The 25569-nt window shown below is 66.0% G+C and carries 24 protein-coding genes; 11 read left to right on the forward strand and 13 right to left on the reverse strand.

Going from position 1 to position 25569, the window contains the following annotated elements; all coding sequences use genetic code 11:
* Nucleotides 1–167: 167 nt before the first annotated feature.
* A complete protein-coding gene (locus tag RSO01_RS23370; RefSeq protein ID WP_246158708.1) occupies nucleotides 168–989 on the forward strand; it encodes an LLM class flavin-dependent oxidoreductase in 822 nt (273 codons plus the stop codon).
* A 45-nt stretch (nucleotides 990–1034) separates the two neighbouring features.
* On the opposite strand, the gene RSO01_RS23375 is transcribed toward RSO01_RS23370, so the two are convergent.
* The 5 genes from RSO01_RS23375 to RSO01_RS23395 all read right to left on the reverse strand — a co-directional run bounded on the left by RSO01_RS23375 (nucleotide 1035) and on the right by RSO01_RS23395 (nucleotide 5756).
* Nucleotides 1035–1430: a VOC family protein gene (locus tag RSO01_RS23375; protein WP_147151886.1), complete on the reverse strand. Its 396-nt coding sequence runs from the start codon at nucleotides 1428–1430 to the stop codon at nucleotides 1035–1037.
* A gap of 33 nt (nucleotides 1431–1463) precedes the next feature.
* Nucleotides 1464–1961, reverse strand: coding sequence for a cytochrome family protein (locus tag RSO01_RS23380; protein ID WP_147151888.1), 498 nt, complete (start codon nucleotides 1959–1961; stop codon nucleotides 1464–1466).
* Between the two features lie 31 nt (nucleotides 1962–1992).
* A complete protein-coding gene (gene chrA, locus RSO01_RS23385; RefSeq protein WP_147151890.1) occupies nucleotides 1993–3216 on the reverse strand; it encodes a chromate efflux transporter in 1224 nt (407 codons plus the stop codon).
* Nucleotides 3213–3527: a PadR family transcriptional regulator gene (locus RSO01_RS23390; RefSeq protein WP_246158710.1), complete on the reverse strand. Its 315-nt coding sequence runs from the start codon at nucleotides 3525–3527 to the stop codon at nucleotides 3213–3215. The genes chrA and RSO01_RS23390 overlap by 4 nt, the downstream gene beginning before the upstream one ends.
* A 189-nt stretch (nucleotides 3528–3716) precedes the next feature.
* The gene (locus tag RSO01_RS23395; protein WP_147151892.1) at nucleotides 3717–5756 is read right to left on the reverse strand and encodes a molybdopterin-dependent oxidoreductase; all 2040 of its coding nucleotides are present in this window, start codon (nucleotides 5754–5756) and stop codon (nucleotides 3717–3719) included.
* An 81-nt stretch (nucleotides 5757–5837) separates the two neighbouring features.
* Here RSO01_RS23395 and pdxR point away from each other — a divergent pair, with 81 nt between their 5' ends.
* Nucleotides 5838–7334: a MocR-like pyridoxine biosynthesis transcription factor PdxR gene (gene pdxR / locus RSO01_RS23400; protein WP_246158713.1), complete on the forward strand. Its 1497-nt coding sequence runs from the start codon at nucleotides 5838–5840 to the stop codon at nucleotides 7332–7334.
* Between the two features lie 80 nt (nucleotides 7335–7414).
* Here pdxR and RSO01_RS23405 read toward each other — a convergent pair whose 3' ends face one another.
* On the reverse strand, nucleotides 7415–8341 hold the full coding sequence (locus RSO01_RS23405; RefSeq protein WP_147151896.1) for a LysR substrate-binding domain-containing protein: 927 nt from the start codon (nucleotides 8339–8341) through the stop codon (nucleotides 7415–7417).
* A gap of 82 nt (nucleotides 8342–8423) precedes the next feature.
* On the opposite strand from RSO01_RS23405, the gene RSO01_RS23410 reads away from it, so the two are divergent.
* Nucleotides 8424–9758, forward strand: a complete 1335-nt coding sequence (locus RSO01_RS23410; RefSeq protein ID WP_170303299.1) for an MFS transporter — start codon at nucleotides 8424–8426, stop codon at nucleotides 9756–9758.
* 1 nt (nucleotide 9759) lies between these two features.
* Here the strand turns inward: RSO01_RS23410 and RSO01_RS23415 are convergent, their stop codons facing one another.
* The 4 genes from RSO01_RS23415 to RSO01_RS23430 all read right to left on the reverse strand — a co-directional run bounded on the left by RSO01_RS23415 (nucleotide 9760) and on the right by RSO01_RS23430 (nucleotide 14453).
* A complete protein-coding gene (locus RSO01_RS23415; protein WP_147151900.1) occupies nucleotides 9760–10182 on the reverse strand; it encodes a hypothetical protein in 423 nt (140 codons plus the stop codon).
* A 143-nt stretch (nucleotides 10183–10325) separates the two neighbouring features.
* Nucleotides 10326–11429 carry a helix-turn-helix transcriptional regulator gene (locus tag RSO01_RS23420; RefSeq protein ID WP_246158715.1) on the reverse strand — a complete coding sequence of 368 codons (1104 nt, stop codon included), beginning with the start codon at nucleotides 11427–11429 and terminating at the stop codon, nucleotides 10326–10328.
* 165 nt (nucleotides 11430–11594) lie between these two features.
* Nucleotides 11595–12761: an MFS transporter gene (locus RSO01_RS23425; protein WP_147151902.1), complete on the reverse strand. Its 1167-nt coding sequence runs from the start codon at nucleotides 12759–12761 to the stop codon at nucleotides 11595–11597.
* Between the two features lie 48 nt (nucleotides 12762–12809).
* Nucleotides 12810–14453, reverse strand: coding sequence for a flavin-containing monooxygenase (locus tag RSO01_RS23430; RefSeq protein WP_147151905.1), 1644 nt, complete (start codon nucleotides 14451–14453; stop codon nucleotides 12810–12812).
* 394 nt (nucleotides 14454–14847) lie between these two features.
* Here RSO01_RS23430 and RSO01_RS23435 point away from each other — a divergent pair, with 394 nt between their 5' ends.
* The 5 genes from RSO01_RS23435 (at nucleotide 14848) to RSO01_RS23455 (ending at nucleotide 19976) form a co-directional block, all read left to right on the forward strand.
* On the forward strand, nucleotides 14848–15882 hold the full coding sequence (locus tag RSO01_RS23435) for an HlyD family secretion protein (RefSeq protein ID WP_170303300.1): 1035 nt from the start codon (nucleotides 14848–14850) through the stop codon (nucleotides 15880–15882).
* Nucleotides 15883–15962: 80 nt separating this feature from the next.
* Nucleotides 15963–17543 (forward strand): DHA2 family efflux MFS transporter permease subunit, encoded by a 1581-nt coding sequence (locus tag RSO01_RS23440; RefSeq protein WP_170303301.1) that lies wholly within the window; start codon nucleotides 15963–15965, stop codon nucleotides 17541–17543.
* 2 nt (nucleotides 17544–17545) lie between these two features.
* A complete protein-coding gene (locus RSO01_RS23445) occupies nucleotides 17546–18226 on the forward strand; it encodes an adenosylcobinamide amidohydrolase (protein WP_147151911.1) in 681 nt (226 codons plus the stop codon).
* Between the two features lie 7 nt (nucleotides 18227–18233).
* The gene (locus RSO01_RS23450; protein ID WP_147151913.1) at nucleotides 18234–18635 is read left to right on the forward strand and encodes a lipocalin-like domain-containing protein; all 402 of its coding nucleotides are present in this window, start codon (nucleotides 18234–18236) and stop codon (nucleotides 18633–18635) included.
* Nucleotides 18636–18758: 123 nt separating this feature from the next.
* Entirely contained in the window at nucleotides 18759–19976 is a 1218-nt protein-coding gene (locus RSO01_RS23455; RefSeq protein WP_147151915.1) for an alpha/beta hydrolase family protein, read from the forward strand.
* 6 nt (nucleotides 19977–19982) lie between these two features.
* Here RSO01_RS23455 and RSO01_RS23460 read toward each other — a convergent pair whose 3' ends face one another.
* Nucleotides 19983–20609, reverse strand: coding sequence for a TetR/AcrR family transcriptional regulator (locus RSO01_RS23460; protein WP_147151918.1), 627 nt, complete (start codon nucleotides 20607–20609; stop codon nucleotides 19983–19985).
* Nucleotides 20610–20698: 89 nt separating this feature from the next.
* Between RSO01_RS23460 and RSO01_RS23465 the strand changes: the two genes are divergently transcribed.
* Nucleotides 20699–21313, forward strand: coding sequence for a peroxiredoxin-like family protein (locus RSO01_RS23465; protein ID WP_147151920.1), 615 nt, complete (start codon nucleotides 20699–20701; stop codon nucleotides 21311–21313).
* Between the two features lie 566 nt (nucleotides 21314–21879).
* On the opposite strand, the gene RSO01_RS23470 is transcribed toward RSO01_RS23465, so the two are convergent.
* The gene (locus RSO01_RS23470; protein ID WP_170303302.1) at nucleotides 21880–22761 is read right to left on the reverse strand and encodes a DUF2167 domain-containing protein; all 882 of its coding nucleotides are present in this window, start codon (nucleotides 22759–22761) and stop codon (nucleotides 21880–21882) included.
* Nucleotides 22762–22905: 144 nt separating this feature from the next.
* On the opposite strand from RSO01_RS23470, the gene RSO01_RS23475 reads away from it, so the two are divergent.
* Both RSO01_RS23475 and RSO01_RS23480 read left to right on the forward strand, forming a co-directional pair.
* Nucleotides 22906–24186 carry an ArgE/DapE family deacylase gene (locus RSO01_RS23475; protein ID WP_147151925.1) on the forward strand — a complete coding sequence of 427 codons (1281 nt, stop codon included), beginning with the start codon at nucleotides 22906–22908 and terminating at the stop codon, nucleotides 24184–24186.
* 22 nt (nucleotides 24187–24208) lie between these two features.
* Nucleotides 24209–25126, forward strand: coding sequence for a dihydrodipicolinate synthase family protein (locus tag RSO01_RS23480; protein ID WP_147151926.1), 918 nt, complete (start codon nucleotides 24209–24211; stop codon nucleotides 25124–25126).
* On the opposite strand, the gene RSO01_RS23485 is transcribed toward RSO01_RS23480, so the two are convergent.
* Complete coding sequence (locus RSO01_RS23485) at nucleotides 25123–25506, reverse strand: cupin domain-containing protein (RefSeq protein WP_147151928.1); 384 nt, start codon at nucleotides 25504–25506, stop codon at nucleotides 25123–25125. The genes RSO01_RS23480 and RSO01_RS23485 overlap by 4 nt on opposite strands.
* Nucleotides 25507–25569: the final 63 nt, after the last annotated feature.

Below are 25569 nucleotides of genomic sequence, written 5' to 3' on the forward strand. Positions count from 1 at the left end.
GCCGCAGGAAAGGTCCCTCGCTGCGCTCGGGATGACAGCGTGCCTCTATCAGGTATCTGCGATACCAAGTACTAACCAAAGCACTCCGGATACGCCGGTCGACCGATCGAGTAAGGCATCCAACCCTGCCCCGGAGGGGGAAGTGCCAAGACCATTGAGGAGCTGCCATGCGATTCGGCATCGTCGCCATTCCCACCGTCCATGAAGCCGGCGGACTTTTCGAGCGCGCCATCGGCTTCGCCGCGCGCGTCGAAGCGCTGGGCTTTGCCGGGCTATGGACCACCGATGCCTTTGCACGTGGCAGCGCCACGCTTGATCCTCTGCTCTTCCTCAGCGCGCTCTGCCAGGCAACCGAGCGCATCGAGCTGGGCACCTGCGTGATGCAGGTCCCGCTACGCCATCCGGTCGAGCTGGCGCATCGCGCGCAGACCGTCAACCTGTTGTCGCGCGGTCGCTTCCGCTTCGGCGTCGGCAGTGGGTCGACCAAGCACGATTTCGACGCCGTGCAGATCGACTATGAGCGCCGCTTCACGTTGCTGCCGGACCATCTCGCGGTGATGCGCAAAGTGTGGGCGGGCGAACCGGTCTACGGCCCCGCCCTTTCCGTTTGGCCGGGCACGGAGGGCGGCCCGCCGGTCTATCTCGGCGCCTGGCGAAGCCCTCGCTGGATCAACCTCGCGGCCAAGCACTGCCATGGCTGGATCGCGTCAGGGATATACGCGTCCCTGGACGACCTGCCGATCGGCCTGGACATGTTCCGCAAGGCCGGCGGCAAGCGCGCCATCCTCGCCAACATCTTCACCGACCTGCGTCCCGATCCGCCCGCGCATCCGCTGATCGCACACGCCAAGACGACACTGGTCTGCAGCAAGTCCGAGGCCCGCGATCGTCTGCGCCGCATTGCCGACCTCGGCTTCGACGACGCGCTGATGGTCGTGCCGTTCGGCGCGCCGGAAATGCTGGATGAAATCCGCGACCTGCTGCCCTGAGTGGTCCGCCGCGGTCCGAGACCTCGCCAAGGCACCAAATCGCTCCTATGCACGAGCGCCGCGTGCCGCGGGTTGAAACAGCTCGATCAGGTTTCCGGATGGGTCCTGCAGCAGGATCTGCGATCCGCCTGGGCCCTTCACCACATCGTTCCGGAACGCGACTCCGGCGGCGCGCAGTCGATCGACTTCGGCGGCCAAGTCATCGAACACCAACTGAATGCGGTTCCACCCGCCGGCGCTCGGTTGCTGGCCATCGGGCATCGGTCGTCCGGCCGAGCTGGTTTTGCCGCTCAACAGCAAGCGCAACGGTCCCCGCTTTACGTCGGCAAAAGCAGGGGCGGCGCTCGATAGGCACTCGAAGCCAAGGTACGTCGTGTACCATGCGACAGCCTCATCAACGTCATGGACCATGTAACGGACATTGACCACTGCATCCGCCATCTCGACCTCCTGTGCATCCGGCCACGGCTGCAACTATTGCTTTACGGGCCGAAAGTCCTGATCGGGGAAGGGCGATGCCTTCGGCACCTGTATGACCACAACGCCTCGGCCTGTGGCCTGGTGGCAGGCGTTGCATGTTTCCGTAAGGCGCCCGTAGGCGGCGGCGAACCTTGCCGCATCCGCGCTCTTGATCGCCTCTGACACAGCCTCCATCGGCTCTTTTGTTGTAGCGACAATCAGGTCGGCGATGCTCACTGTCCTGTACGTCGGCCAGACGCGAGCCGCCCGCTCGAAAGCCTCTTCGAGCTCATGGAGCTCGTAGGCCGCATAGGCCCAGTTCTTCTCCTGACCGGCCAGGCCCAACTTGGTGTGACGCGGCTGCACGGTCATGGTCATCAGGTCGCCAAGGCCGGGCCGATAGGATTGCGGCGCGGCGTTCGCTGGCGCCGGCGTCTGGGCGTTGGCCGCACTGAGTATCGAGAGAACGACTACGCTGGTCGAGAGCACGAAAGACAGGAGCTTGATCGACATGACTGTCTCCTTTGACCGACTGACGAACCCTTCAAAAGGCCGCGACGAACGCTCCACCGAATGCGCACAGGACGACAACCAGCCAAGGTGGCGTCTTCCACATCGCAAGCAACAGGAACGCTGCAACGCCGAGGGCGAAGTCACCGGGTTTCGTGATACCTGCCGTCCACACCGGGTCGTAGAGGGCCGCAAGCAGGAGGCCGACGACAGCGGCATTGATGCCGCGCAATGCTGACTGGGTGGATGCCCTGTTGCGCAGCTCCTCCCAGAAGGGCAGAGCGCCAATGACCAGGAGGAACGATGGAAGGAAAACTGCCACCAGGCAGAGCGCGGCGCCCGCGGCGCCGTTCGGTGGCGCCTTCATGACGGCGCCCAAGTAGGCGGCGAAGGTGAACAGCGGGCCCGGTACAGCCTGGGCTGCGCCATAGCCCGCCAGGAACGCATCCTCGCCGACCCAGCCTGTCGGAACGACTGCTTCTTTCAGGAGCGGCAACACGACGTGGCCGCCGCCAAATACCAGCGAGCCGGTGCGATAGAAAGCATCGACGAGCTTGAGGCCCTGCGAAGCACTCCCGGATGCAAACAGCGGCAGGCCCGCCAGCAGTATGAAGAAGATCGCGAGCAGGGTGGCGCCTGTGCGGCGGCCGACCTTCAAGGGAAGAGAGACGTGGTCGGTCGGCGCCGCGACGCGCAAGAAGACGGCACCCACGATGCCGCCCAGCGCGATCACACCGACCTGCGACCATGCGGATGGCAGGGCGAGAACAAGGCCGGCAGCGCTCACGGCGATCGTCGCGCGCTCGCGGTCCGGCGTGAGGGACCGCATCATGCCCCAGAGCGCCTGGGCAACCACCGCGACCGCAGCAACTTTCAAGCCGTGCAGCCAGCCCGTGCCACCGGCGCCGCCTAGCGCATCCACGCCATAGGCGAAGACGACGAGGATGACGGCGGAGGGTAGGGTGAAGCCCGTCCACGCCGCCAGCGCTCCGGCGTATCCGGCGCGCGACAGGCCGATGGCGATGCCGACCTGGCTCGATGCTGGGCCCGGCAGGAACTGGCAAAGCGCGACCAGGTCGGCATAGGCCCGATCGTCGAGCCATCGCCGTTTGGCAACGAACTCCTCGCGAAAGTACCCGAGATGCGCGATCGGGCCGCCGAACGAGGTCAGGCCGAGCCGCAGGAAGACGGCCAGCACCTCCGGCCACGACCCGGACGAGGCGTCACCTTGCGGTGCGCTATCCCCGGGTCGGTTCATTGTCGCTCCACCAGTTCGTTGAAGAGTTCTTCGACCTTTCCCCGCGCTGCAATGAGCGCGCTGCGGCCCTTCGCGGTCGCGCGGTAGTGGCGGCGGGCTCGACGCCCAGGGCCTTCGGTGCGCGATTTGAGGTAGCCTTTGCGCTCGAGCACATGAAGCATTGGATAGAGTGTGCCGGGGCCGATCCTGTAACCGTGCCGACGCAGTTCCTCGAGCATCCAGTTGCCAAAGAATTTGCCTTCCACCGCATGATGGAGGATGTGCAGGCGAATCAGGCCGCCGAAGAACTCTTGGTGTCTTGCGGTTTTCACACGAACCGATCGAAGGTGCTTATCGAAATTCGATAATACTCATCGAGAAAACGGGGGCAACCCTTCGGCCGTTTTCGCACGGTGTGCATTTGCGATCTGAATCGTGCTGTCGTGAAGAAGTCAGCGTCAAAGGCGCCTGGCGCAGGAGGGCCTCAGCGGGAACCGCGACCTCCTATGCAGCGCGGGCCGTCACGCCATCGCCACCTCGACGCCGACATCGTTATAGCAGGCGCCCTTGCCGAGGTCGGCGCGCCGGTCGGTAGGCACCAGCGCGCTGATGGTCTGGCCGGTCGGGCTCGTGGCGACCCAGGCACCCTTCTCCGACGCGACGACGCCCGGTGGCACGGCATCGGTGACGACCAGCGGCAGGATCACCTCGCCAAGCTCATTGTAGACCCGTGCGTGCGCGCAGCCCTCGAGCTTGCGGGCCGCGGCGTCCTCAGGATGCATCAGCAGCGGTGGCGTCTCGCCGGCCGCACCGCCGACACCCAACAGTGTCGAGGAAATGCGCGCGTCCGACGCCGGCGAGATCAGCATCAGCTTGTACCGCTCGTCGCGCGGCCGGAACGCAGGCACGCGGGCGTCCGGTCCCCACCGTTCGGCGAGCACGTCCGAGACGAGCTCGACCTTGCCCGAGGGCGTCGCCGGCCGGTGTGTCGCGAACAACGCGAGCGGACCGCCATCCGCGCTCATCCTGAGCGCCGTTCGTATCGGCAGGTCGCTCGGCTGGATGCCGTTGAAGGCAGGGTGCGAGGCGTCGAGCGCGTCGTTCATCAGGTCGCGATCGGAGGCCTGCAGGGCGGGATCGTTGAAGCCGAATCGCGCGGCGAGGCGGCGGAAGATCTCCGTGTTGGGCAAGGTCTCGGCGACCGGTGCAATGACGGGTTCGGCGCGCTGCAGCCAGTGGTGGCCATAGGCGGCGTAGAGGTCACCCTGCTCGAAATGAGTCGCCGCCGGCAGGATCACATCGCACAGCGCCATGCTTTCCGTCATGGCGATCTCGATCCCCACCATGAAGACGTCCTCGCGCATGAGGCCGCGGCGGATGCGATTCTGGTCGGGATGCACGACCAGCGGGTTGTGATTGTAGATGAAGAGGGCGCGCAGCGGCGGGTCGATGTCGTCCTCGGCGAGATGCCGGCCCATGTCCACGATGTCGAGCGTGCGCGTCGGGCCGGGCAGCAGGTCGGGCCGCGTGAGCTTCGCCGGCGTCTTGGGGAAGGCGTTGCCGGCGCCGAGCACGATGCCGTTGCGGGCGTCGAGCTTGCCCATGAGCGCGGGCAGCGCAATGGCTGCGCGGATGCCGCTGCCGCCGTTGCGCCCGCGCTCCTGGCCGTTGCCGAGCGCCATGACCATGGGGTCGCTCTCGCTCATCCAGGCGGCCAGGGTGCGGATGTCGTTGGCGTCGAGACCGCAGACCTCGGCCGCCCGTTCGACCGTCCAGGCGCGCGCCGCGCCCATGAACTCGTCATAACCGTGCACGTTGGCGGCGATGAAGGCACGGTCATGGGCGCCTAGCCTCTCGAGTTCGTTGGCCAGCGCGAAGCTCAGCACGACATCCGTGCCCGGCAGCAGGGCGAGATGCAGATCGGCCTGCTCGGCGATCTTGGTCCGCAGCGGGTCGACCACGACCAGGCGACCGCCCTTGCGCAGCGCCTGCCGCACGTTACGCACCAGATGCAGGTTGGCGACCGTGGCGTTGTTGCCCCAGACGATGTTGAGCTTGGCGTCCGTCGCCGCCTCGGGCCCGATGCCGGCCACGGCGCCATAGGTGCCGGCCCACGCCTCGCTGCGGACGGCCCCGCAGAGGGAGCGTCGATAGAGCTGGCTGGCGCCCAGCCGATGGAAGAAGCGCAGGGACATGCTGTCCACGGCGATCAGGCCGTGCGGGCCGGAATAGTTGAGCGGCGCCACCGCCTCGCGGCCATGACGCGCGATGACGGCGGAGACCCGCTCATGAACGAGATCGAGCGCTTCGTCCCAGGTGATGCGCTCGAAGGCGCCGGAGCCCTTCGGCCCGACGCGCCGCAGGGGATGCGTGAGACGGCGCGGGCCGTGAACGAAGTCGGCCGTATGGTGCGCCACCTTGTTGCAGATCGCGCCGGCCGTCAGCGGCAGCGCCTTCGAGCCGCGCACCTTGGTGATACGTCCCGCCTCGACCGTCACTTCCAGGCTGCAGGTATCGGGGCAATCCAGCGTGCAGACGCTGGCATGTTCGTGGCTCGCCATTGGACCCTCCGCGCCGTCACGCTTGGTGACGAGCGTCCCACATCGGGTATCATGCAAGTGGACATACGCCTATGGCCAGTTATGACGATTAAGATAGAGCCACTTCGCAATGCAAAGAGCGCCAGTGCCGCTATCGCCGCCCTGAGCGTCGATCGGCTGCTTGAGCAGTCGTTGCAGCATCAGCTCGTCCGGCAGATCCGGCAGTTCATATTGTCCGGCCGGCTCCACCAGGGAGCGCGCATGCCGTCGACCCGCGGCCTGGCGCAGGAACTCGGCGTCTCGCGGATCACCGTCGCCTTGGCCTACGACCAGCTCGCGAGCGAGGGCTACATGGAAGCGCGGCGCGGATCGGGCATGTACGTCTGCTCGACGCTGCCCGACGACGTCCTGAAGGTGACAAAGGAGGACCGCAGCCGAAAACGACTGCGTCCGTTTCTCGCGAGCGACGAGGGGGTCGAGCCCAGATTTGAGCCTCGGGCGCATCGTCCTTTCCAGGTGGGCGCACTCGACCCCGAGCTGTTCCCGCACGCGACCTGGTCGCGCCTGCTCGCCCGGGCGTGGCGTAACCCTGTGCCGGCCTTGACCGGCGCTCCCGACAGCTTCGGATGGCGGCCGCTCAGGAACGCCATCGCGCGCCACCTCGCCGAATGGCGCGACATCGACTGCGACAGCGCGCAGATCGTCGTCACCAGCGGCACCGCCGATGCGCTCGACATCATCGGCCGTTGCGTCTTTGCCCGCGGCGACACCGTCCTGGTCGAGGACCCGGGTTACGCGCCCATGCGTTTCGGCCTGGAAAAGAACGGCATCGGCGTTCTGCCCGTTCGCGTCGACGACGAGGGCTTCGACCTCGATGCGGTCGGACCTCGCCTCAAGGCGAAGGGCGCCGTGCTCACGCCATCGCGCCAGTTTCCTCTCGGCGCCACCCTGACGCTCACCCGTCGCCTGAAGCTGCTCGACTGGGTGGCCAGGACAGGCGGCTATCTCATCGAGGACGACTTCGACAGCGAGTACCGCTATCGCGGCGCGCCGCTGCCGGCCCTCATGAGCCTCGACCGTCATGAGCGCGTGATCTATCTCGGCAGCTTCTCGAAGATCCTGTCACCGACGCTCAGGATCGGCTTCATGGTCCTGCCCGCACTGTTCCTGGACGAGGTGCGGGCCTACCTGCGCCTGCGCGGCGTTGCGGCATCATTGGTCGCGCAGCCGGCGCTCGCCGAATTCATGCTGTCAGGCGATCTCGCCGTCCATATCCGTCGGACGCGGCGTCTCTACGCGCAACGGCAGGAAGCGCTGGTCTCGTCGGCCAGCGTGCTGGACGGCCTGCTCGAGATCGTGCCGAGCACGGCCGGCATGCATCTGGTCGCCGACCTTGTGCCTCGGCTGCGCAAGCAGATGACGGACAGGGCTGCCACGCGCCTTGCCGCGGAAGCCGGCGTGGTCGTCAGGCCCTTGGCGGATTTCTTCGCCGGACAACCGGACCGTTCGGCCCTGCTGCTGGGGTTTGCGGGCTTCGGCGAGGATGAGTTGAGGCGTTCCGTGCGCGTGCTGGCCGAAACGCTGCGGCGCGGGTCGTAACTGTCACCCCGAGCGAAGCGAGGGGCCATTGAAGCCGCAGGAAAGGTCCCTCGCTACGCTCGGGATGACAGCGGGCCCTATCAGGCTTTCGTTGTCGACTTGGCCTCTGCGGCCAGCCAATCGACGAACGATCGCACGCGTTGATCGCTTCCCAACGCCGCTGGCCATCGTACGACATGGGCCTTGCTCGACGGCATGTCCCATTTGGCCGGCAACACGCGCACCAACCGGCCGTCCGTCAGGGCATCGTGCACCAGCAGCGAGCGCGCCATCACCACGCCGGCGCCTTCCAGGGCCGCGGCGATCGCAGTCCCCAAGGCCGCGAAGCGGAGGCCCGTGGGCGGACGACGCTCGATGCCCAGTCGTTCGAACCATACCGGCCACGACCATTCGGCGCCCTGGCCTCGACCGCCGGGCGGACCCTTGTGCACCAGGGGCAGCTCGGCCAGCGCCCTGGGATCGCGCAGCATGCGACCACCCGGCAAGAGTTGCGGACAGCACACCGGGAACACTTGCTCGTGGAACAGCAGCTGCTGGGTCGAGGTCGATCGCGCGGCCTCGATCGGCTGCCACAGGATCTGGACGTCGGCATCCGCCGCGCGGGCCTGCAGCTCGTTCTCGACAATGCCGAGCTCGACCTCGAGCTTTCGATGGGCGCGCGTGAAGCGCGGCAGCCGGCGCACCAGCCAATAGTCGGCCAGGGCCGAACCGACGGCGACGCGCAACCCCGCCGGCGTCACCAGGGCGCGACAGCGGCCGCGCAGATCGGCGAGGCCGTCGAGCAGCTCACCCAGGCCGCTCGCCAGCTCGGCTCCGGCCGGCGTGGCGCGGAGCCCGTCGCTCGAGCGGCTGAGCAGCGGGGTTCCGACGAAGGCCTCCAATCGGCGCAGGCGATGACTGACCGCGCTTTGGGTCATGCCGAGCTCGGCCGCCGCCCGCGTCATCGAGCGATGACGCAAGGCGGTGTCGAAGGCGACGAGAGCGTCGAACGGCGGCAAGGTGCGCATTTTCGCCAGTATGAACGATATTCATGAAGAAGTGAAAGGTTGGCGCTGGGGCCCGGCCGCCCCTTGGCCCATTCACAGGGCCATGTCGGACTTCCGCCGCACGCCCGTTCTCGCTCTGGCCCTCGCGGGCTTCCTGACCCAGTTCGACGTCACGGCCGTCGTCGTCATCCTGCCGTCGATCGGCAAGGAACTCGGCTTCGGCATCTCGGGCTACGCCTGGGTGATGGATGCCTACAGCCTTGCTTTCACTGCCGCGCTGCTTGCCTCCGGCGCCTTGGCCGACCGCTTCGGCCGCCGCCTGGCGCTGCTGGCCGGCAACGTAGTGTTCGCTGCGGCTTCGCTGCTTTGCGCGGTATCGTGGGACGGGCCCTCGCTGTGGCTTGCTCGAGGTCTCCAAGGCATTGGCGCGGCATTCGTCATCACCGGCTCGTTCGCCCTCATTGCCGGCATCTGTCCGGAGCCCGGGGCTCGCGCGCGCGCCTTCGGGCTGGCCGGCATTGTCTCGGGTGTCGCCATGGCGATAGGCCCCACGCTCGGCGGCGTTCTCGCCACCTGGCCGGGTTGGCGCTGGATCTTTCTTGCGAACCTGCCGGTCTGTGCCGCCACGATCTGGATCGTGCCGAAGCTTGTCGGCGAATCGCGAGACGACGCGGGCCGGCCCATCGATCCCCTCGGGATCGCCTTGCTGACCCTCGCCCTCGGCCTCGTCATAGAGAGCCTGCTGAGTGCGCACCAGTCGCCGACGCGGCTGCTGGCGGGCAGCGGCGCCGGCGGCGTGTTCCTGGCGCTGTTCGTCTGGCAGCAGCAACATCGCGCCGTGCCCGTGCTCGATCCCGCTCTCCTCCGTCAGAAGGCGATGATCGCCGTCTCCCTGCTCCTGATCACGGTCTCGGTGGCTTACTGGGCGGTGCTGGTCTACCTGCCGCTCTTCCTGCAGGCCCGTTTCGGCTTCACCATCGAGTGGACGGGCCTGGTCATGCTCGCCGCCACGTTTCCCATGGTCGTGCTGCCGCCTTATGCGGGCGCACTCGCACCGCGCTGGGGCTGGCGACGACTATTCGCAACAGGCCTCGTCGTCATCGCTCTTGGCGACGCCGTGCTGGCCGCCACTTTTCTCGACGCGCTCGCGATCGATCCGCTCTGGCCCGTTCTCTCGGGTATGGCCGTCATCGCGATCGGCGCCGCGCTGGTACAGGCCCAGCTCTCCGGCGCGGTGGTGGCGCTCGCTCCGCCAGCGCAGGCCGGCATGGCGTCGGCCCTGACCATCGTCATGCGTCAGGGCGGATTTGCCGTGGGCATCGCCGGACTCGGCGCAACAGTGAGCAGCGGATACGCCGTCTTGTTCCTCGCGGCCATGGCCGCGGCCGTTGTCGGCGCCGCGTCGACAGCTTTGCTCGGCCCTCGAAGCGGGCGCTGAGTCAAAAGCTGCTTTTCGCCCCTTTGTGTCCTTCCCTCCTGAAGAGGCGAAAGTCGGGATTCCGCACGTCCAGACGATCCAGGGCGTCGGCCACCGTAGGGACGACCACAGGCGGCACCGATCCAATCCGCGATTGGACAGCGCCGAAGAGCCGATACAAGCCGACAATCTCCGGATGGCGTGCCACGACGACTCGTTGGTAGCCTGGACACAACTGCCGACGCCGCCCGCGTTCCCTGATCGCCCTGTCGGGCATGGCGATCCCACTGACTGAGGTGAAATCGAACAGAAAATGGGCCGGGCCTTCAGCGGCGACCAACGCAGCGCTGGCTTCGTCAATAGCCTGAATGTCGTCGCTGTTGAATGTGTTCCAGAAGCGAAGCAACGCCACCCGGTGCTGCCGATCAAATTCAATCGTGAACATGCCGCACGTCCATCGTCGAAATTCGCAACATGAGCGTCGTGGCACGGCTCGTCCTGCGCATGACATGATGTTGCGAATAGCGATCAGGACCGCATCACCTGTTTGGGGGACAGGGGATCGATTTTCCTGTTTCGGATGCGGGCTCAGCGGTCGGCAGGCAGCCTCGGCAGGCCGGCCAGCAGCGCGGCGACTTCGGCCTGCCGCGTCGTGCCGGTCTTGGCCAGTACGGCCTTGACCTGCGTACGGACTGTCTCGCGGGTGACGCCCGAACTATCGGAGATCTGTTCGACAGTCTGGCCGCGCGTGAGGCTGCGCGCCACACGCGCCTCCGCGGGTGACAGATCGAACAGAGCGCGAATCACCTGGGCGTCAGGCGCCTCAGGCGCGGTAACCGGCGTGACGACCAGCACAGCGAGGCCGCCGCCGAAGAGCTCACGCGACTGTCCCGAGGTCGGCACGACATGAATAACCGCAGCGTCCGATGCGCTGACGCGCGATGCGAAGGATTGCACAGCCACCTTCGACGGCTCGAAAAGACCGGATAGCGCATCCTGCAGGAGACTCTGGGCATGCCTATCGACGAGTCCGAGACGGTCGCGCGCCAGCCAGCGAACATGCGTCATCGCCTCGATAAGGCGGTTGGCCGCCAGCACCTTGCCGTTTCGGTCAAGAACGGCGGCGGGCAATCCCACGAGTGCAAGCGCCTCGGTTGCCGCATTCAGACGCTGCAGGCGCCAGCGCGCCGCCAGCAGGCCCGCCCGCGCGATGTGCGGCCGGAAGGAATCGAGCGTGGCGAGCTCGCGCTCGCTCAGGCCCGGCTGGCCCTCAGGGCGCTGGACGTGAACCACCAGAAAGTCGGCCGACGGCACCTGGATCGCCGTCGCCGCGGCGTGATTGAGGCCATGGTGCCGAGACAAGTCACGGCGAAACGGATCGGCTTCCCATTCTTCGTGGCTGAGCACATCCATCTGGCGCAGGAACCCGCCGTGATCGGCCGCCAGGAGGCGCGGCGTGATCTGGGACGTGAGGGGTATGTCGCTATTCATGTAGGCGGCGACGACCGGCTGGAACGGCTTCGACGCCGTCCAGCCGATCCAGGCGTCGCTGCGCCGTGTGAGCATGACAGCGTGCGCTGTGCCGACAATGCCACCGATTTGCTCGAGGACTTTCGGCCACTGCTCAGGCAGCACTGCGGCTTCATAGATGTCTTGGATCAGTGTTTCGCGATCAACCATGCCATTCGCCAACGTCTCGAGTGCTGGCCGGCGATCGATTACCGGGCTGCGTGCACATGGTTACGGCTCTCCCCCAAGGACCGTTGGTACCCAAACGCGCAGAACTCAATAAAAACCCTTGTATCTGGTTGCACGGCGGCTGGCCAACGCATGGCCTTGGATTTGCGCCCGTCGCAGTCATTTGGCGAGCGCTGGCTTCACCCTCATGGCTTTCAACTGCAATAGAGCCGCGAAAGCCGCCATGCTCAGCCCGCCCAGAATCGCGAAAGTCACTTGCGCCCCGATACTGCCCATCAATGCCGCCAGGGCCGGTGCGGCCAGTGCGTTGATCAGGTTCATGGGCAAGGCGATGGTCGCCATCGCCGCCGCATAGTCGGCTTTCTCGAAGAAGACGAGCGGCAACGTGGCTCGTGCTACGGCGAAGGCGCCGCTCCCCAGGCCGAACAGCGCGAGATAACCAGCTACGGAGACAATTCCTGCACCGCCGATCCAGATCGCGACCAGCCCCAACGGGATCATCGCGCCCGCGACAATCGCGGTGGAGAGCCCATCCCATCTCCGCCCGCCCAGAAGATCGATCACACGCCCACCGACCTTGAACGCCCCAAGGAGCGAGGCAACCGCGACCGCGCCGGCAAGGTCCATTCCCATGGATTGCAAAAGTTGAATGCCCACCGCATCGATGCCGAAGGTGACGAAGCTGTTCAAGGCGATAGCGGCGACCAGCAGGACGAAGACAGACCCCTTGCGCCCGCGTCCCGCATGAGTGGCCCTTTGTGTCGCGACTTCAGTCGCGGGCAGGCCAAACCAGACCAGCGGACAGATCGCCAAAGCCATGATCCCGGCATAGACGAGGACAGCCCCATGCCAACCGACCAGGTGATGGAGAAAGGCGGTTATGGGCCAGAAAACACTGCCGGCGAGGCCCGTCACCAGCATCAGTGTTCCAATCAGGCTTCGCGCCCGATCCTCTGCATATTCTGCGATATAGACGTAGGCCGCGGTCGTCAGGAACATCGCGCCAGCCAGGCCGGTCAGCGCCCAGGCAACCCAGAAGACCGGCAGAGTCGGAGAAAGCGCGACGAGGCACAGCCCGAGCCCGATCGTGCCTGCTCCCGCAGTCATCACCTGGTGCGTTCCGAACCGGCGGAAGGCGCGGCCGGCCCAAGGTGCCGCGAGCCCCATCCCGACAAACATCACTGACGTGCCGACAAAGACCAACGGCAGAGCGCTTCCGAATTCTGCCGCTACCGACGGCGCAATCACCGGCAAGACGCCGACCGCGCCCCAGCCGGTGATCTGGGTCAGTGCGAGAACAAGCAGGACAGGGAAATGACGTCGCATCGTCCACTGGTAGGTCCGAAGTGCGACACTCTCATGTCCTTGTTCCCATCAGGCGATGACCTTCTGCCTACTGAGCTCGAACCCCTCATATCCCTTGGCCGCGACGGCATCGCAATGCCGCTTGTAGCGGTCGAAGCCGCCAACATAGGGCATGAACACGCGCGGCTTGCCCGGTATGTTGGCGCCCATGTACCAGCTGTTGGCCAGCGGATAGAGCGTGCTGTCGGCCACCTTGTTGACGTGATGGACCCAGTCCATCTCGGCCTGCGGGGAAGGCTCGATGCGGCTAAAACCTTCCTTGCGCATGTGGCCGATGCAGTCGGCGATCCAGTCGACGTGCTGCTCGATCGAGGCGATCATCTGCGTCTTCACGCCCGGGCTGCCGGGGCCGGTGACCACGAACATGTTGGGGAAGCCCGACATCATCAGGCCGAGATAGGTGAGGGGACCGCCCTCCCAATGATCGCGCAGGATGGCGCCGTCGCTCGTGCGCACGTCGATCTCGCGTAGCGCGCCGGTCATGGCGTCGAAGCCCGTGGCGAACACGATGGCATCGAGCTCGAAGGTCTGGCCGCCCTCGGTCCTGAGGCCGGCCTCGGTGATCTGCGCGATCGGATCGGAACGCACGTCGACCAGGCCGACGTTGGGCCGGTTATAGGTCTCGTAGTAGTTCGTATCGAGGCAGAGCCGCTTGGTGCCGATCGGATGGTCCTTGGGGGCCAGAAGCTCGCCGGTGCGCTTGTCCTTCACCATTGAACGGATCTTGTTGCGCACGAACTCCGAGGCGGTGTCGTTCGACTGCTTGTTCACCAGGAGGTCGGTGTAGGCATAGAGGTAGCTGATGCTGCCGCCTTCCTGCCACTTTGCCTCGTAGGATTGGTTGCGCTCGTCGTCGGAAACGTCGAGCGCCGACTTGGTCGGCTTGGCATGGCCTGCGATGGCGAACGGCGTGTCGGCCGCCGCGGCGCGGCGCGCGGGATACTCCGCCTTGTGGCTGCGCTCACGCTCGGGCTCCATCGGCCCGTTGCGCGCCGGCAGGCTGAAGTTGGCGGTGCGCTGGAACACCGTCAGATGCTTCGCCTGCTGGGCGATGATCGGGATCATCTGCACGCCCGACGAGCCCGTGCCGATCACGCCGACGCGCAGGCCGGTGAAGTCGACACCTTCATGCGGCCACAGGCCGGAGTGGTACCACTTGCCCTTGAAGCTCTGCAGGCCCTTGAAGTCGGGCACGCGCGGCGTCGAGAGGTTGCCCGCGGCCATGACGCAGTAGCGCGCGCGGATCTCCTCGCCGCCGTCGGTCTTCAGGATCCATTCGCCCGCCTTGCTGTCGAAGTGGGCGGAGACGATGCGCGTATTGAGCTGCACGTCGCGGCGCAGGTCGAAACGGTCGGCGACGTGGTTGATGTATTTCAGGATCTCGGGCTGCGTGCCGTAACGCTCCGGCCACTTCCACTCCTGCTGCAGCTCGTTGGAGAAGCTGTAAGAGTATTCCAGGCTTTCCACGTCGCAGCGTGCGCCGGGATAGCGGTTCCAGAACCACGTCCCGCCGACGCCGGAGCCGGCTTCGTAGGCCCGGACCTTCAGGCCCATGCCGCGCAGGCGATGGATCGAATAGAGGCCGGCCAGGCCGCCGCCGACGATGGCGACATCCAATTGCCGAGGAGCGGGGCCATGCGAAGCGTCAGGCATCTTTCTAGCGTTCCCGTATTGTTTTTGCTGTGCGAGAGGAAATCGGCGTCTTTCCAACGGTCTCCTGCCTCGGCCGGCTTGGCAAGCCTCGCCGCCGGACACATTGCAGGGGCCGGCATGCGCTGGATGCGGTGCAGCAAGCCGGTCGAACCGATGGTCGGACGAATGTTTCAGGCTTATGCTTTTTGGATGACAAGCTGTCGGCCGGGAGCCCGGTAACCTTCTCGTGGATCAGTCGGTTTCATCACCTGTCGCCAGGACGGTTTCGACACCGGCTTCTCCGGCCCCCGCCGCCTCTCCGCCGCGCATCGCCATCCCATCGCGCCCGTCCATCTGGAGGTTTAGCCGCGGCCGGCTGCCGATCGGCCCGCGGACGCTCGCCATCGTCGCCGTGGTGCTGGCCGCGCTCACCTACGGCGGCCGCGAGCTCTATCTCAGGTTCACCCACATCTACGAGTACGATGCGCGCGTCACCGCCGACATCGTCACCATCTCCAGCCGCGCCGACGGCTGGGTCGTCGACATGCCGGTGCGCGAGGGCATGCGGGTCGAGGCGGGCCAGGTCGTGGCCAAGATCGACGACCGCGCCGCCAAGCTGCGCAGCGATGCGCTGAAGGCCCAGATCGAAGGCGTGCGGGCCGAGCGCACGCGGCTCCGGGCCGAGCGGCGTCTCGTCCTGAACCAGGCCGATGCGCTCGCCAAGACGCGCACCTCGACCGTACAGGCGCGCGACCGGGCAGTGGCGGCGACGAAATCCGACCTGGACTTCGCCAAGAACGAGCTCGAGCGGCAATGGTCACTGTTCGAGCGCCGGGTCTCCAACGAACGCGCGCTGCAGGTCGCCCAGTCCGCCGTCGAGAAGCTCGACAGCCAGCTCCAGCAGGCACGCGCCGAGCTCGACCAGGCGCTGAACAGTCTTGAGGAAGCCAAGGTCGAGCAGGAGAAGCTTGTCGTGATCGATGCGCAGATCGCCGCGCTCGATCACCAGGTCGCCAATCTTGCGGCGCAAATGCACCAGCAGAATGTCGACGTCGAGGATCGGACCATCAGAAGCCCGATCCCGGCCGTGATCGACCGCACCTTCACCTTGCAGGGCGAGTATGTGCAGTCGGGCCAGCGCATCCTGCTGCTGCACAATCCCGAAGAAGTCTGGGTCGAGGCCAACATCAAGGAGACCCAGGTCGGCCGCCTGAAACTCGGTCAGATGGTGGTCGTGTCGGTCGACGCCTATCCCAACGACCGTTTCGTCGGCAAGGTCACGCGCATCGGCAGCGCCACCACGGCGCGCTTCGCCCTGCTGCCCACCCCCAACCCGTCCGGCAACTTCACCAAGATCACCCAGCGCGTGCCGGTGAAGATCGACATGGTCGAGATGCCCAAGCCGCTGACGCCGGGCATGATGGTCGAAGTCGAAATTGACGTGCGTTAATTCATTTCAGTCATACGCGGACCGCGGGCGTCCCGCCCGCCTCATGACTTATGAGCGGGCGAGACGCCCGCGGTCCGCGTATGACTGAAAACGTCGTCCAGACCGCCCAGGTCCTTCGCGAGCGCTACGGGCCCTCCTATCGCTGGCTGGTCACCATTTCCGGCATGGTCGGCGTGGTCTCCATGGTGCTGGCCATGACCACGGTGAACGTGGCCGTGCCCGACGTCATGGGCGCCTTCGGCATCGGCCAGGACCAGGCGCAATGGATGTCGTCGGCCTACATGGCGACCATGACCGCGGGCATGCTCATCAACGCCTGGCTGACCGGCATCTTCGGCGAGCGGCGCATCTTCGTCGGCGCGCTGCTCTTTTTCTCCTTGGGCGCCCTCCTGGGCGGCACGGCGCCGACCGAGCACTGGCTGATCTTCGCCCGCGTCCTGCAGGGCTTCAGCGCCGGCGTCTCCCAGCCGCTGGTGATGGCCACCATCTTCACCGTCTTCCCACCCGACCGCCGCGGCATGGCGATGGGCGTGTTCGGCCTGGGCGTCGTGTTCGCGCCCGCCATCGGCCCGACCCTGGGCGGGCTGATGATCGAGTACTTCTCCTGGCGCTACGTCTTCTTCATCTCGTTGCCGTTCTGCGTCATCGCCGCCGGCATGGGCCTGTTGTTCATGCCGACGCGGCGCATCCCGCGCGAGATCCCGCCGTTCGACTGGCTGGGCTTCGCCCTGCTCTGCATCAGCCTGTTCGGCCTGATGACCGGCATCGCCGACGGCCAGCGCGAGGGCTGGAGCTCCGACATCATCGTGCTGCGCCTCGCGGTGGGGGCGCTGGCCGGCATCGGCTTCATCCTGTGGGAGCTGCACACGCCGCGCGCGCTGCTCGATGTGCGCATCTTCACCAACATCGAGTTCTCCGCCGCCGCCATGATCGCCTTCATCTTCGGCGCCGGCATGATGGGCTCGACCTACGTCATCCCGGTGTTCGTGCAGACCATCATCGGCTTCACGCCGCTGCTCGCCGGGCTGATGATGATGCCGGCCGGCATCATGCTCGCCTTCATCTTCCCGCTGGCCGGCCGCATGTCGGACGCCATGCCGGCCTCGGTCATGATCATCATCGGCCTGCTGCTGTTCGCGGCAGGCTTCGCCTGGATGACGGTGGCCGACGTCGACACGACCTTCTGGACCCTGGTGGCGATGATCATGGTCTCGCGGCTGGGCCTGGGCCTGATCAACCCCAGCCTCAACGCCTCCTCGCTGAAGGCCCTGCCGGCCGACAAGGTGCGCCAGGGCTCTGGTGTCGCGAACTTCATGCGCCAGCTCGGCGGCGCCTTCGGCATCAACCTGATGGTGGCCTTCTTCGAGGTGCGCACGCGCTTCCATGCCGATGCGCTCACCGCCACCCAGGGCTACGACAACAACACGACCGAGCGCATGCTCCACCAGCTCTACCAGCTCTACCAGCGCTCCGGCCTGCCGTTCCAGCAGCAGAAGGCCGGCGCGCTGGAGTATCTCGGCACCATCCTGAACATCAACGCCCAGATGATGGCCTTCTCCGACACCTTCATCGTCGTCGGTGTCGTGGCCTTGCTGGCGCTGTTCCCTGCCGCCATGCTGTCGCGCTCGCAGCGCCGCTCGCGCCGCCTCGCCTTCAGCTGAGAATGCCTTTCGCCATCGATTGTGCGCCGCCGTTCCTGAAAGTGCGTTTTGCCGAGCCGCAACGCACGCTGGGTTGGTCGTTGCTTCATCCCGGCTTTGCGGTCGTTTCCGACATCGTCTGGGTCGAGGTCCGCAACAGCGACCTCGGGCCCTCGACCGATCCGAAAGCCTTTCTGCGAGCCCGGCTGAGGGAGGCCGACCTGCCGGATGCACTCGGCTTCATGACGTCTCGCGACATCCGCCGGCATCTTTCTTGTCGGCGACGCGTCGACGCTGTCGAGGCGGCCTGCCTGACCACGGTCGGGCTATCGAACGGTGAGCGGGTAGGCTCGCGCAAGATGTGCGCATCACATGTCGGCACGATCAACACGCTGGTGCATGTCTCCGTGCCGCTGACCGACGGCGCCATGGTCGAAGCGATCTCCATAGTCGCCGAAGCGAGAACGGCCGCCATCGTCGACTCTCGGCGCGTGGAGCAAGGAGCGGCCATCACCGGCACCGGGACGGACTGCATCGTCGTGGCCTCGGCGTGCGGCGACGCACCCCTCGACTGCGCCGGTCTTCATACCGCGGTCGGCGAGGCGATCGGCGGCGCCGTCTACGACGCCACGCGGACCGGCGCCGAACAATGGGACCGGGACATTCGGCACCTCGGTCTTTCCCCGACACCTGCTTTCACCTGAGGTCACCATGGAACGGAACATCGTGGGCGTGTGGCGTCTGGCATCGACACGGGCGACCAATCCCGACGGCGAGCAGGTGGGCGTGCCGTTCGGGCCGCGCGGCATGGGCCTGGTCACCTTCACCTCGGACGGGCGAATGATGTCCGTCCTGGTCGACGGACGCGCCAGCCTGCCCGAGGGCACGCCGCGGCAATATTCATCCTACTGCGGCAACTACACGTTCGACGGCAGCACGCTCACCACTGTCGTCGACGCCAACTGCGATCCCGTGCGCTTCACCGCGCCGCAGGTGCGCAAGGTGCGCTTCGAGGGCGGGCGCATGATCCTGACGCCACCGACGTCGGAGATCGATGGCGTGAAGGTGACGCGCGAGCTTACGTGGGAGCGCATCACCGAGACGTCACTCTAGGTCTTCAGCCGATTCGATTTCCGCTGCGGCGACCATCGGCCGCGTCCCTTTCTTTATTGCGCCTGCGATCATGCTGGTGTTCCTCGTCCTCGGGCTCGGCACAGGAGAGGCGGCGCGTCATCCATGAAACTTTTCTTCGACGATGCCGAGTTCGACGCGCAATTGCAGCGCACGACCGCCAAGGTTGCCTGCCGCGCCGCCGATCTCGGTCAGGTCCTGAGCGTGGCGCACCGCATCACGCCGGGTGACTATGCCAGCTGGTACGCCCAATGGTTTGCCGAGGGCCGCAAGGAGGCCGAGCTGGGTCGTCGCGAAAGCGCGTACGGCCACCATCACAACGCCGGCGAGGCCTGGCTGCGCGCCAGCGAGTATTTCCGCTGCGCCTATTTCTTTTCCCGGCGCTATCCGCAGGGCGCCGCCCTGGTGGCGGCCTGGCGCCGCTGCCGCGAGGCCTTCCGCGCGGCAATCCCCGCTCTGCCGTTCGCGATCGAGCCGGTGCAGATTCCCTGGCGGCACGATATCCCCCTTGAAGGCTACGTGCTGCACGCAGGCCCTTCGGCTGCGCTCAGGGCAGGCGGCACGACCGCTCCGACCGTGCTGATGCCCTGCGGTTACGATTCGCCGGTCGAGGAATTCTACACACTTGGCGGCCACGAGGCGGCGCTGCGTGGCTTCAACGTCGTCGCCTTCTCCGGGCCGGGCCAGGCCGAGATGCTCCACGAACGCGGCATCCCGTTCCGTCCCGACTTCGAGGCGGTGGTCGGCCCGGTGATCGACTTCGTCGAGCGCGCGGCGCAGAACGATGGCCGCCTCGACGCCACGCGCATCGCGATCGTCGGCCGCAGCTTCGGCGGCTATCTGGCACCGCGCGCGGCGGCGCACGAGCCACGCATTGGCGCCCTCGCCGCCGATCCAGCGCAGACCGACATGGGCGCCGTTCTCGCCCAGCGCCTCCCGCCTGACTGGCTCGAGCTCCTGGAGCGCGGTGATCCTGCGCTGAACGAGAAGATCTGGGCAGCCTTCCCCGGCATCCGCGGCCAGGAATTCTGGCTCGCGCGCCTGCGCGCCCACGGCCTCAACACGCCGCTCGAATACTGCCAGGAGATGCGGCGCTGGACCGTCGATGTCGAGGCCATCCGCTGCCCGGCCTTCGTCTCCTACGGCGAGGGCGACTTCGCTCAGGCGACGACCGAGGCCTTCTTCCAGCGCCTGCCCAACGCCAACAAGCGGCTGGTCGTCTACCGCGATGCGACCGGTAGCGGCGGACACTGCGAGGGCATGGGGCCTGCGCCGTATTTCTCTGATCTGTACGGATGGCTGGGGGATCTGTGGCGGTCGTGAGCGCGCCTACTTCACGGCGATACCACGCAGCACGAGCCTGAGCCCGCTCAGGAATTCGGCGTCGGGCGAAATCTTGCGCGCGCTCCGGGCGGTGTCGGCAAGAAGCGGGAAATCGTCCGGAGGCAGCGCCGCGATCGCCGCCGTGCCTTCTCCGCCGAGTGGGCCGAGGTGCTGGAGCTGCACGGCGCCGAAGACATAAGCGACAATCGTCCGGAACGCGATGGCCCGGCGCTCGCCCGCGAAGCCCGCTTCGGCCAGAACACTAAGCAGCGCTTCGCCCCAGCGCAGCGAATGGATCGAGGCATGGCGGCGCGCGAGAAGCAGCGGCGTCACCGCCGGATGCGTCGTCGCGACGGCATGCGCACGCACCGCGAGCTCGGTCGCCTTGTCGACCCAGTTCTTGCGACGGCCGACATCGAGATCGGGACCACCCTGGGCGGGATCGAGCACGAGATCGACCACCAGCGCTTCGAGCTGCTCGCGGCCCTGCACATAGCGGTAGAGCGACATGGTGCCCATGCCGAGCTCGTCTGCGACCGCCCGCATCGACAGGCCGTCCGGGCCTTCGCGCCCGATCACTGCGAGAGCGGCTTTGGCCAGAAGGGTGGGGGTGAGGGAACGCGGCCTAGGCATGGCGGATAGTGTGCATGATTGACAGCGTACGTCATACGCTCTAAATAGAAAATAAGAGTACATTGTACTCTTAATCTTGGAGGGCCGGAATGCCTGAAGACCACCTCATCTCTCCTGGCACGATCCTTCGGCCGCGCGTCCTGCGGGACGTGTCCGGCCGCTCCGTCTCTATCCCGCCGGCCGCAGGACAGGGAGAGGATGCTCTGGTGCATCTGCAGTTCCGCCGCTTCGCCGGATGTCCGGTGTGCAATCTGCACCTGCGCTCCTTCGCCCGCCGTCATCGCGAACTCGACACGGCCGGGGTGCGCGAGGTCGTCCTGTTCCATTCGCCCGCCGACGAGCTGCGGCCGCACACGGCGGACCTGCCCTTCGCCGTCGTCGCCGACCCCGACAAGCGGCTCTATGCCGAGTTCGGCGTCGAGTCGTCGCCGCGCGCGCTGCTCGACCCGCGCGCCTGGGTACCCATCCTGCGCGCGATCGCCTTTGCTACGACCGGGATCCTGACGGGCACGGTCCGTCCGCCCGCCGCGAAACCGCAGGGCGGGCGCCTCGGGCTGCCGGCCGACTTCCTGATTGCGCCGGATGGGCGGGTGGTTGCCTGCAAGTACGGCGCGCACGTCGACGATCACTGGTCGATGGACGACGTTCTCGCGCAGGCGCGGGCTTGGCGGGGAGAACGGTCCCGAGAACTGGTCGGCGTCTGACTGACGGCAGTGCTGGACGTCCGGACCGCGGACAAGGCCTAGTCTGGCTGGCCTCGACACTGCCGACACGTGGTACCTCCTGGAGCGCCAAAAGTCGCTAAAACGAAATTGCGGCGCCGTGACTGTGGTGCTTGCCAGATCACCGCACTGAAGTTATAATACCCCACGCTTCAGGCGATCGGCCACTGGCACGATTCGCCGGAGCGCTCGCTCTTTGCATCGTTTGTCCGATGTCATGCCGCGCGGGCGATGTCGTTCGCCATAGGAGGCAATGTGTGCCCTTCTCCTGAAGCAACGTGACCCCCAACTGCTTGGGGTTCGGGTTCCGAAGAGCTACCAGGCTCTCTGTCGGAAACCTCGAAACTCCGCAAATGTTCACGGAAATGTAACAATGACTGCAGTGCATGCATCGGCGGCCATGCCGCGGACCTAGACGAACCGGCTCGTCTTGTTGCCCCAGTTTGGCCAGCAGCCTTCCCCGAGTCTGAAAACCGGTAGCGGAAATAGCGGAAATGTCCGAATTCCTACGGGTAGGGGCTTACGCTTCCTGGAGGCACAAATCACGTCTAAGCGGGAGGCGATGCCGGCGGCGGCTTCTGCCGGGAAAATATCCGCTTCAGCCAGACGCCAACGGCGGCGACCGGGACGAGAACAAAAATCCCGAACTTCTTTGCAAAGACGACAAGTGCGGCGAGCACGCCGAGCTTGGTCGCGACTTTTGCTCCCAGAACGGCCGCGACCAGGCTGGCGATGCCATATTCGGCAACTTTGTCGCCTGGCTGGAAGTCGGTGTAGAGGCCGCCGGCGGGGAAACTGAAACTCGACAGGGCGACGTCGAGCAGACCTTTGCCTGCATCGTCTTTCTTGCCGATCCACGTCAGTTGCTCGAAGCCGTCGCGCCCGAGCGCGAGGGCGACACTGTTGACCAACGGCCCATGCCGTTCATCCATCGCGTCGATGGACCATCGCACGGTATTCGTTGCCCGATCGAGATGCGGGCGCTGCAGCCAGCCGACAACGCGAAGTGTCGGGATGCCGGCCGCTCGCCGCTTGGCATTTCCGGTGTCCGTGTCTTCGGCGACCGACTTGAGCATCGCGTCGGCATCGATGTCGTGCCAGTCATCGAGCCGCACGTAGCCGTCGCCAAGCTTCTGATAGAAGACGACGCCTTTGGTTGCAGGATCGTAGAGCGCCGCTTCCGTTCCGTGAGGTGCGGTATCGCCATTGAGAATCTCCCAAAGCGATACGGCATCGGCTCCTTGAAGTTGACGGATCTCGTCGGGTGCCTGCAGCGTGCCTCGCGAGACGGGCAGCGTGAGTTTCTGGCCATCCTTCCATGTCAGCGCTTTGATGGCCGCCGAGCGTTCCTCGTCATTTTGAGGTACTTTGGCGTTTGCTGCGAAACCGAATGCCAACAGGCTGAGGCATGCAATCAGCAAACTTCTCATGGAGCCTCCTCGAGCGACGCTGCAAGTCCGCGGCCGTCGCTGCGAGCCCTCCAGCAGCCACGCTACGGCAAAAGAACTCATGTCCGTTCCACCGTTCGACGGTCATAGTGCGGGCAGTGGATGTCAAGGCGACGGGAGTAGTGGATGCTTGATGCTGCGTTGAAGACCAAGATCATGAACGAGGTCGATCGTCAGTTCGACGACCAGACCAAAGTGCTGGCCGACCTGGTGAAGATCCCGTCGACCCGTTTCCGCGAAGCGCCGGCGCAGGACATGATGGCCCGCCTGTTCAAGGAGGACAGCCTCTCGGTCGACCGCTGGCAGATCAAGATCGACGACCTGAAGCACTTGCCGGGCTACTCGCCGCACAGCCAGGACTATGACGATGCCTGGAACGTCGTCGGCGCCTGGCGGCCCAACAGCCCGAAGGGCCGCTCGCTGATCCTGAACGGCCATATCGACGTCGTGCCCGAGGGACCGCACGACATGTGGAGCCGCCCGCCCTTCGAGCCCGCCGTCAAGGACGGCTGGATGTACGGCCGCGGCGCCGGCGACATGAAGGCCGGCATCATCCTCAACCTCTTCGCGCTGCGCGCGTTGCGTGCGCTGGGCTATCAGCCCGCAGCCGACGTCTACCAGCAGTCGGTGGTCGAGGAGGAGTGTACCGGCAACGGCGCGCTCGCCTGTCTGCAGCGCGGCTATCGCGCCGATGCCGCCCTGATCCCCGAGCCGTCGTCCGGTGTGCTGACCGTGGCGCAGGTCGGCGTCATGTGGTTCCAGGTCAAGGTCACCGGCCATCCGGTGCACGTCTACAAGGCCGATGCCGGCTCGAATGCCATCGAATCGGCCTACCGCCTGATCCAACAGCTGCGCGAGCTGGAGAAGAAGTGGAACGAGAAAAAGGCGCACGACAAGCATTTCTGCGACCACCATCACCCGGTGAACTTCAATGTCGGCAAGATCGCCGGCGGCGACTGGGCGAGCTCGGTGCCGTCATGGTGCACCTTCGACATGCGCGTCGGCGTGCTGCCGTCGCAGACGCTGAAGGAGTGCCGCCAGGAAATTGAGCACGTTATCCGCACCGCAGCGGCCAACGATCCGTTCCTGGGCAACAACCCGCCGACCGTGACCTGGGAGGGCTTCCAGGCCGAGCCGTTCGTGCTCAAGAACCACGAGCAGGTGCGGGTCGTGCTGGCCGAAGCGCATAGGACGGTGTGGGGCCAGGAGCTCTTGGACAAGACCTCGACCGGCACGGCCGACAACCGCTTCTTCGGCCTCTATGCCGGCATTCCCGCCCTGGTCTATGGGCCGCAGTCCGACGACATCCACGGCTTCGACGAGCGCGTGAACCTGGAATCGATCCGCAAGATCACCCAGGCGACGGCGCTGTTCGTCGCCGAATGGTGCGGACTGCAGCAGGCGTAGGTCTGTCCGGAGGGCCCCGGCCATGAAAACGGTCTATCGCGGCGTCTTTCCTGTGGCGCCCACGGTGTTCGACGGGAACGGCGACCTCGATCTCGAGGGCCAGAAGCGCTGCACGGACTTCATGATCGATGCCGGCTCGCAAGGCATCTGCATCCTGGCCAACTGGTCCGAGCAGTTCGTGCTGACCGACGACGAGCGCGAGCGGGTGATGGACTGCGTGCTGGCCCACGTCGCCGGCCGCGTGCCGGTGATCGTCACGACGACGCATTTCGGCTCGCAGGTCTGTGCCGCGCGCAGCCGCCGGGCCGAGGCGGCGGGTGCCGCCATGGTGATGGTGATGCCGCCCTATCACGGCGCCACCATCCGGGCCTCCGAGCAGGGCATCTACGACTTCTTCCGCCGCGTCTCCGATGCCATCAACATCCCGATCATGATCCAGGACGCGCCGGTCGCGGGGACGCCGCTCTCGGTGCCTCTGTTGGCTCGCATGGCGCGGGAGATCGCCAACGTCTCCTACTTCAAGGTCGAGGTGGCGCAGGTCGCGAACAAGCTGCGCGCTCTGATCGCCGAAGGCGGCGACGCGATCGTCGGTCCATGGAACGGAGAAGAGGGCATCACCCTGATGGCGGATCTCGATGCGGGCTGCACCGGGGCGATGACCGGAGCGGGCTATCCCGACGGCATCCGACAGATCATGGATCCGTTCGCCGCGGGCGATCGCGAAGCGGCGGTGGCGGCCTACCAGCGCTGGCTGCCGCTGATCAACTACGAGAATCGGCAATGCGGGCTGATCGCCGCCAAGGTGCTCATGCAGGAAGGTGGCGTCATCCGCTCTGAGATGACGCGCCATCCGGTGCTTCCCCTGCATCCGGCAACCCGCGCCGGATTGATCGAGGTCGCGCGCCGCACCGATCCGCTGGTGCTGCGCTGGGCGGACTAGATCCAGACGTCGTTCTTGGCCGTGCGCTCGCCGCCTTCGTGACCGGTATTCAAAGTGCCGCGCGGTTCGATCAGCAGCATCTTGACCTCCTGCCGGGCGAACGGCTTGTGCTCGGTGCCCTTGGGGACGACGAACATCTCGCCCGGACCCAGCACGACGGACCGATCCCTGAGATCGATGCGCAGTTCGCCGTCGAGAACGATGAAAGCCTCGTCGGTCTCCGGATGGTCATGCCAGACGAAGTCACCGGTGATGCGCACGATCTTGAACTGATAGTCGTTCAGCTCGGCGACGACTTTTGGCTGCCATTGCTCCGAGAAAAGCGCGAACTTCTCGGCAAAATTGATCACCTCGCGGCGCTTCGCGATATCGGATGGCATGCGGCTGCTCCCTGTGATGGGCCGGATCGCATGATGCCGACGGCCAGGAGGCGTCGTCTTGAA

It is taken from the genome of Reyranella soli, assembly GCF_007992495.1.
GTDB classification, from domain to species: Bacteria; Pseudomonadota; Alphaproteobacteria; order Reyranellales; family Reyranellaceae; genus Reyranella; species Reyranella soli.

Coding starts and splice junctions, on each gene's coding strand:
- RSO01_RS23425 (WP_147151902.1), bottom strand. CDS start 12,761: ATGCGACGTCATTTCCCTGTCCTGCTTGTTCTCGCACTGACCCAGATC.
- RSO01_RS23415 (WP_147151900.1), bottom strand. CDS start 10,182: ATGTTCACGATTGAATTTGATCGGCAGCACCGGGTGGCGTTGCTTCGC.
- pdxR (WP_246158713.1), top strand. CDS start 5,838: ATGACGATTAAGATAGAGCCACTTCGCAATGCAAAGAGCGCCAGTGCC.
- RSO01_RS23440 (WP_170303301.1), top strand. CDS start 15,963: ATGACTGAAAACGTCGTCCAGACCGCCCAGGTCCTTCGCGAGCGCTAC.
- RSO01_RS23480 (WP_147151926.1), top strand. CDS start 24,209: ATGAAAACGGTCTATCGCGGCGTCTTTCCTGTGGCGCCCACGGTGTTC.
- RSO01_RS23475 (WP_147151925.1), top strand. CDS start 22,906: ATGCTTGATGCTGCGTTGAAGACCAAGATCATGAACGAGGTCGATCGT.
- RSO01_RS23380 (WP_147151888.1), bottom strand. CDS start 1,961: ATGTCGATCAAGCTCCTGTCTTTCGTGCTCTCGACCAGCGTAGTCGTT.
- RSO01_RS23455 (WP_147151915.1), top strand. CDS start 18,759: ATGAAACTTTTCTTCGACGATGCCGAGTTCGACGCGCAATTGCAGCGC.
- RSO01_RS23375 (WP_147151886.1), bottom strand. CDS start 1,430: ATGGCGGATGCAGTGGTCAATGTCCGTTACATGGTCCATGACGTTGAT.
- RSO01_RS23430 (WP_147151905.1), bottom strand. CDS start 14,453: ATGCCTGACGCTTCGCATGGCCCCGCTCCTCGGCAATTGGATGTCGCC.
- RSO01_RS23485 (WP_147151928.1), bottom strand. CDS start 25,506: ATGCCATCCGATATCGCGAAGCGCCGCGAGGTGATCAATTTTGCCGAG.
- RSO01_RS23465 (WP_147151920.1), top strand. CDS start 20,699: ATGCCTGAAGACCACCTCATCTCTCCTGGCACGATCCTTCGGCCGCGC.
- RSO01_RS23405 (WP_147151896.1), bottom strand. CDS start 8,341: ATGCGCACCTTGCCGCCGTTCGACGCTCTCGTCGCCTTCGACACCGCC.
- RSO01_RS23370 (WP_246158708.1), top strand. CDS start 168: ATGCGATTCGGCATCGTCGCCATTCCCACCGTCCATGAAGCCGGCGGA.
- RSO01_RS23445 (WP_147151911.1), top strand. CDS start 17,546: ATGCCTTTCGCCATCGATTGTGCGCCGCCGTTCCTGAAAGTGCGTTTT.
- RSO01_RS23450 (WP_147151913.1), top strand. CDS start 18,234: ATGGAACGGAACATCGTGGGCGTGTGGCGTCTGGCATCGACACGGGCG.
- RSO01_RS23410 (WP_170303299.1), top strand. CDS start 8,424: ATGTCGGACTTCCGCCGCACGCCCGTTCTCGCTCTGGCCCTCGCGGGC.
- chrA (WP_147151890.1), bottom strand. CDS start 3,216: ATGAACCGACCCGGGGATAGCGCACCGCAAGGTGACGCCTCGTCCGGG.
- RSO01_RS23395 (WP_147151892.1), bottom strand. CDS start 5,756: ATGGCGAGCCACGAACATGCCAGCGTCTGCACGCTGGATTGCCCCGAT.
- RSO01_RS23460 (WP_147151918.1), bottom strand. CDS start 20,609: ATGCCTAGGCCGCGTTCCCTCACCCCCACCCTTCTGGCCAAAGCCGCT.
- RSO01_RS23470 (WP_170303302.1), bottom strand. CDS start 22,761: ATGAGAAGTTTGCTGATTGCATGCCTCAGCCTGTTGGCATTCGGTTTC.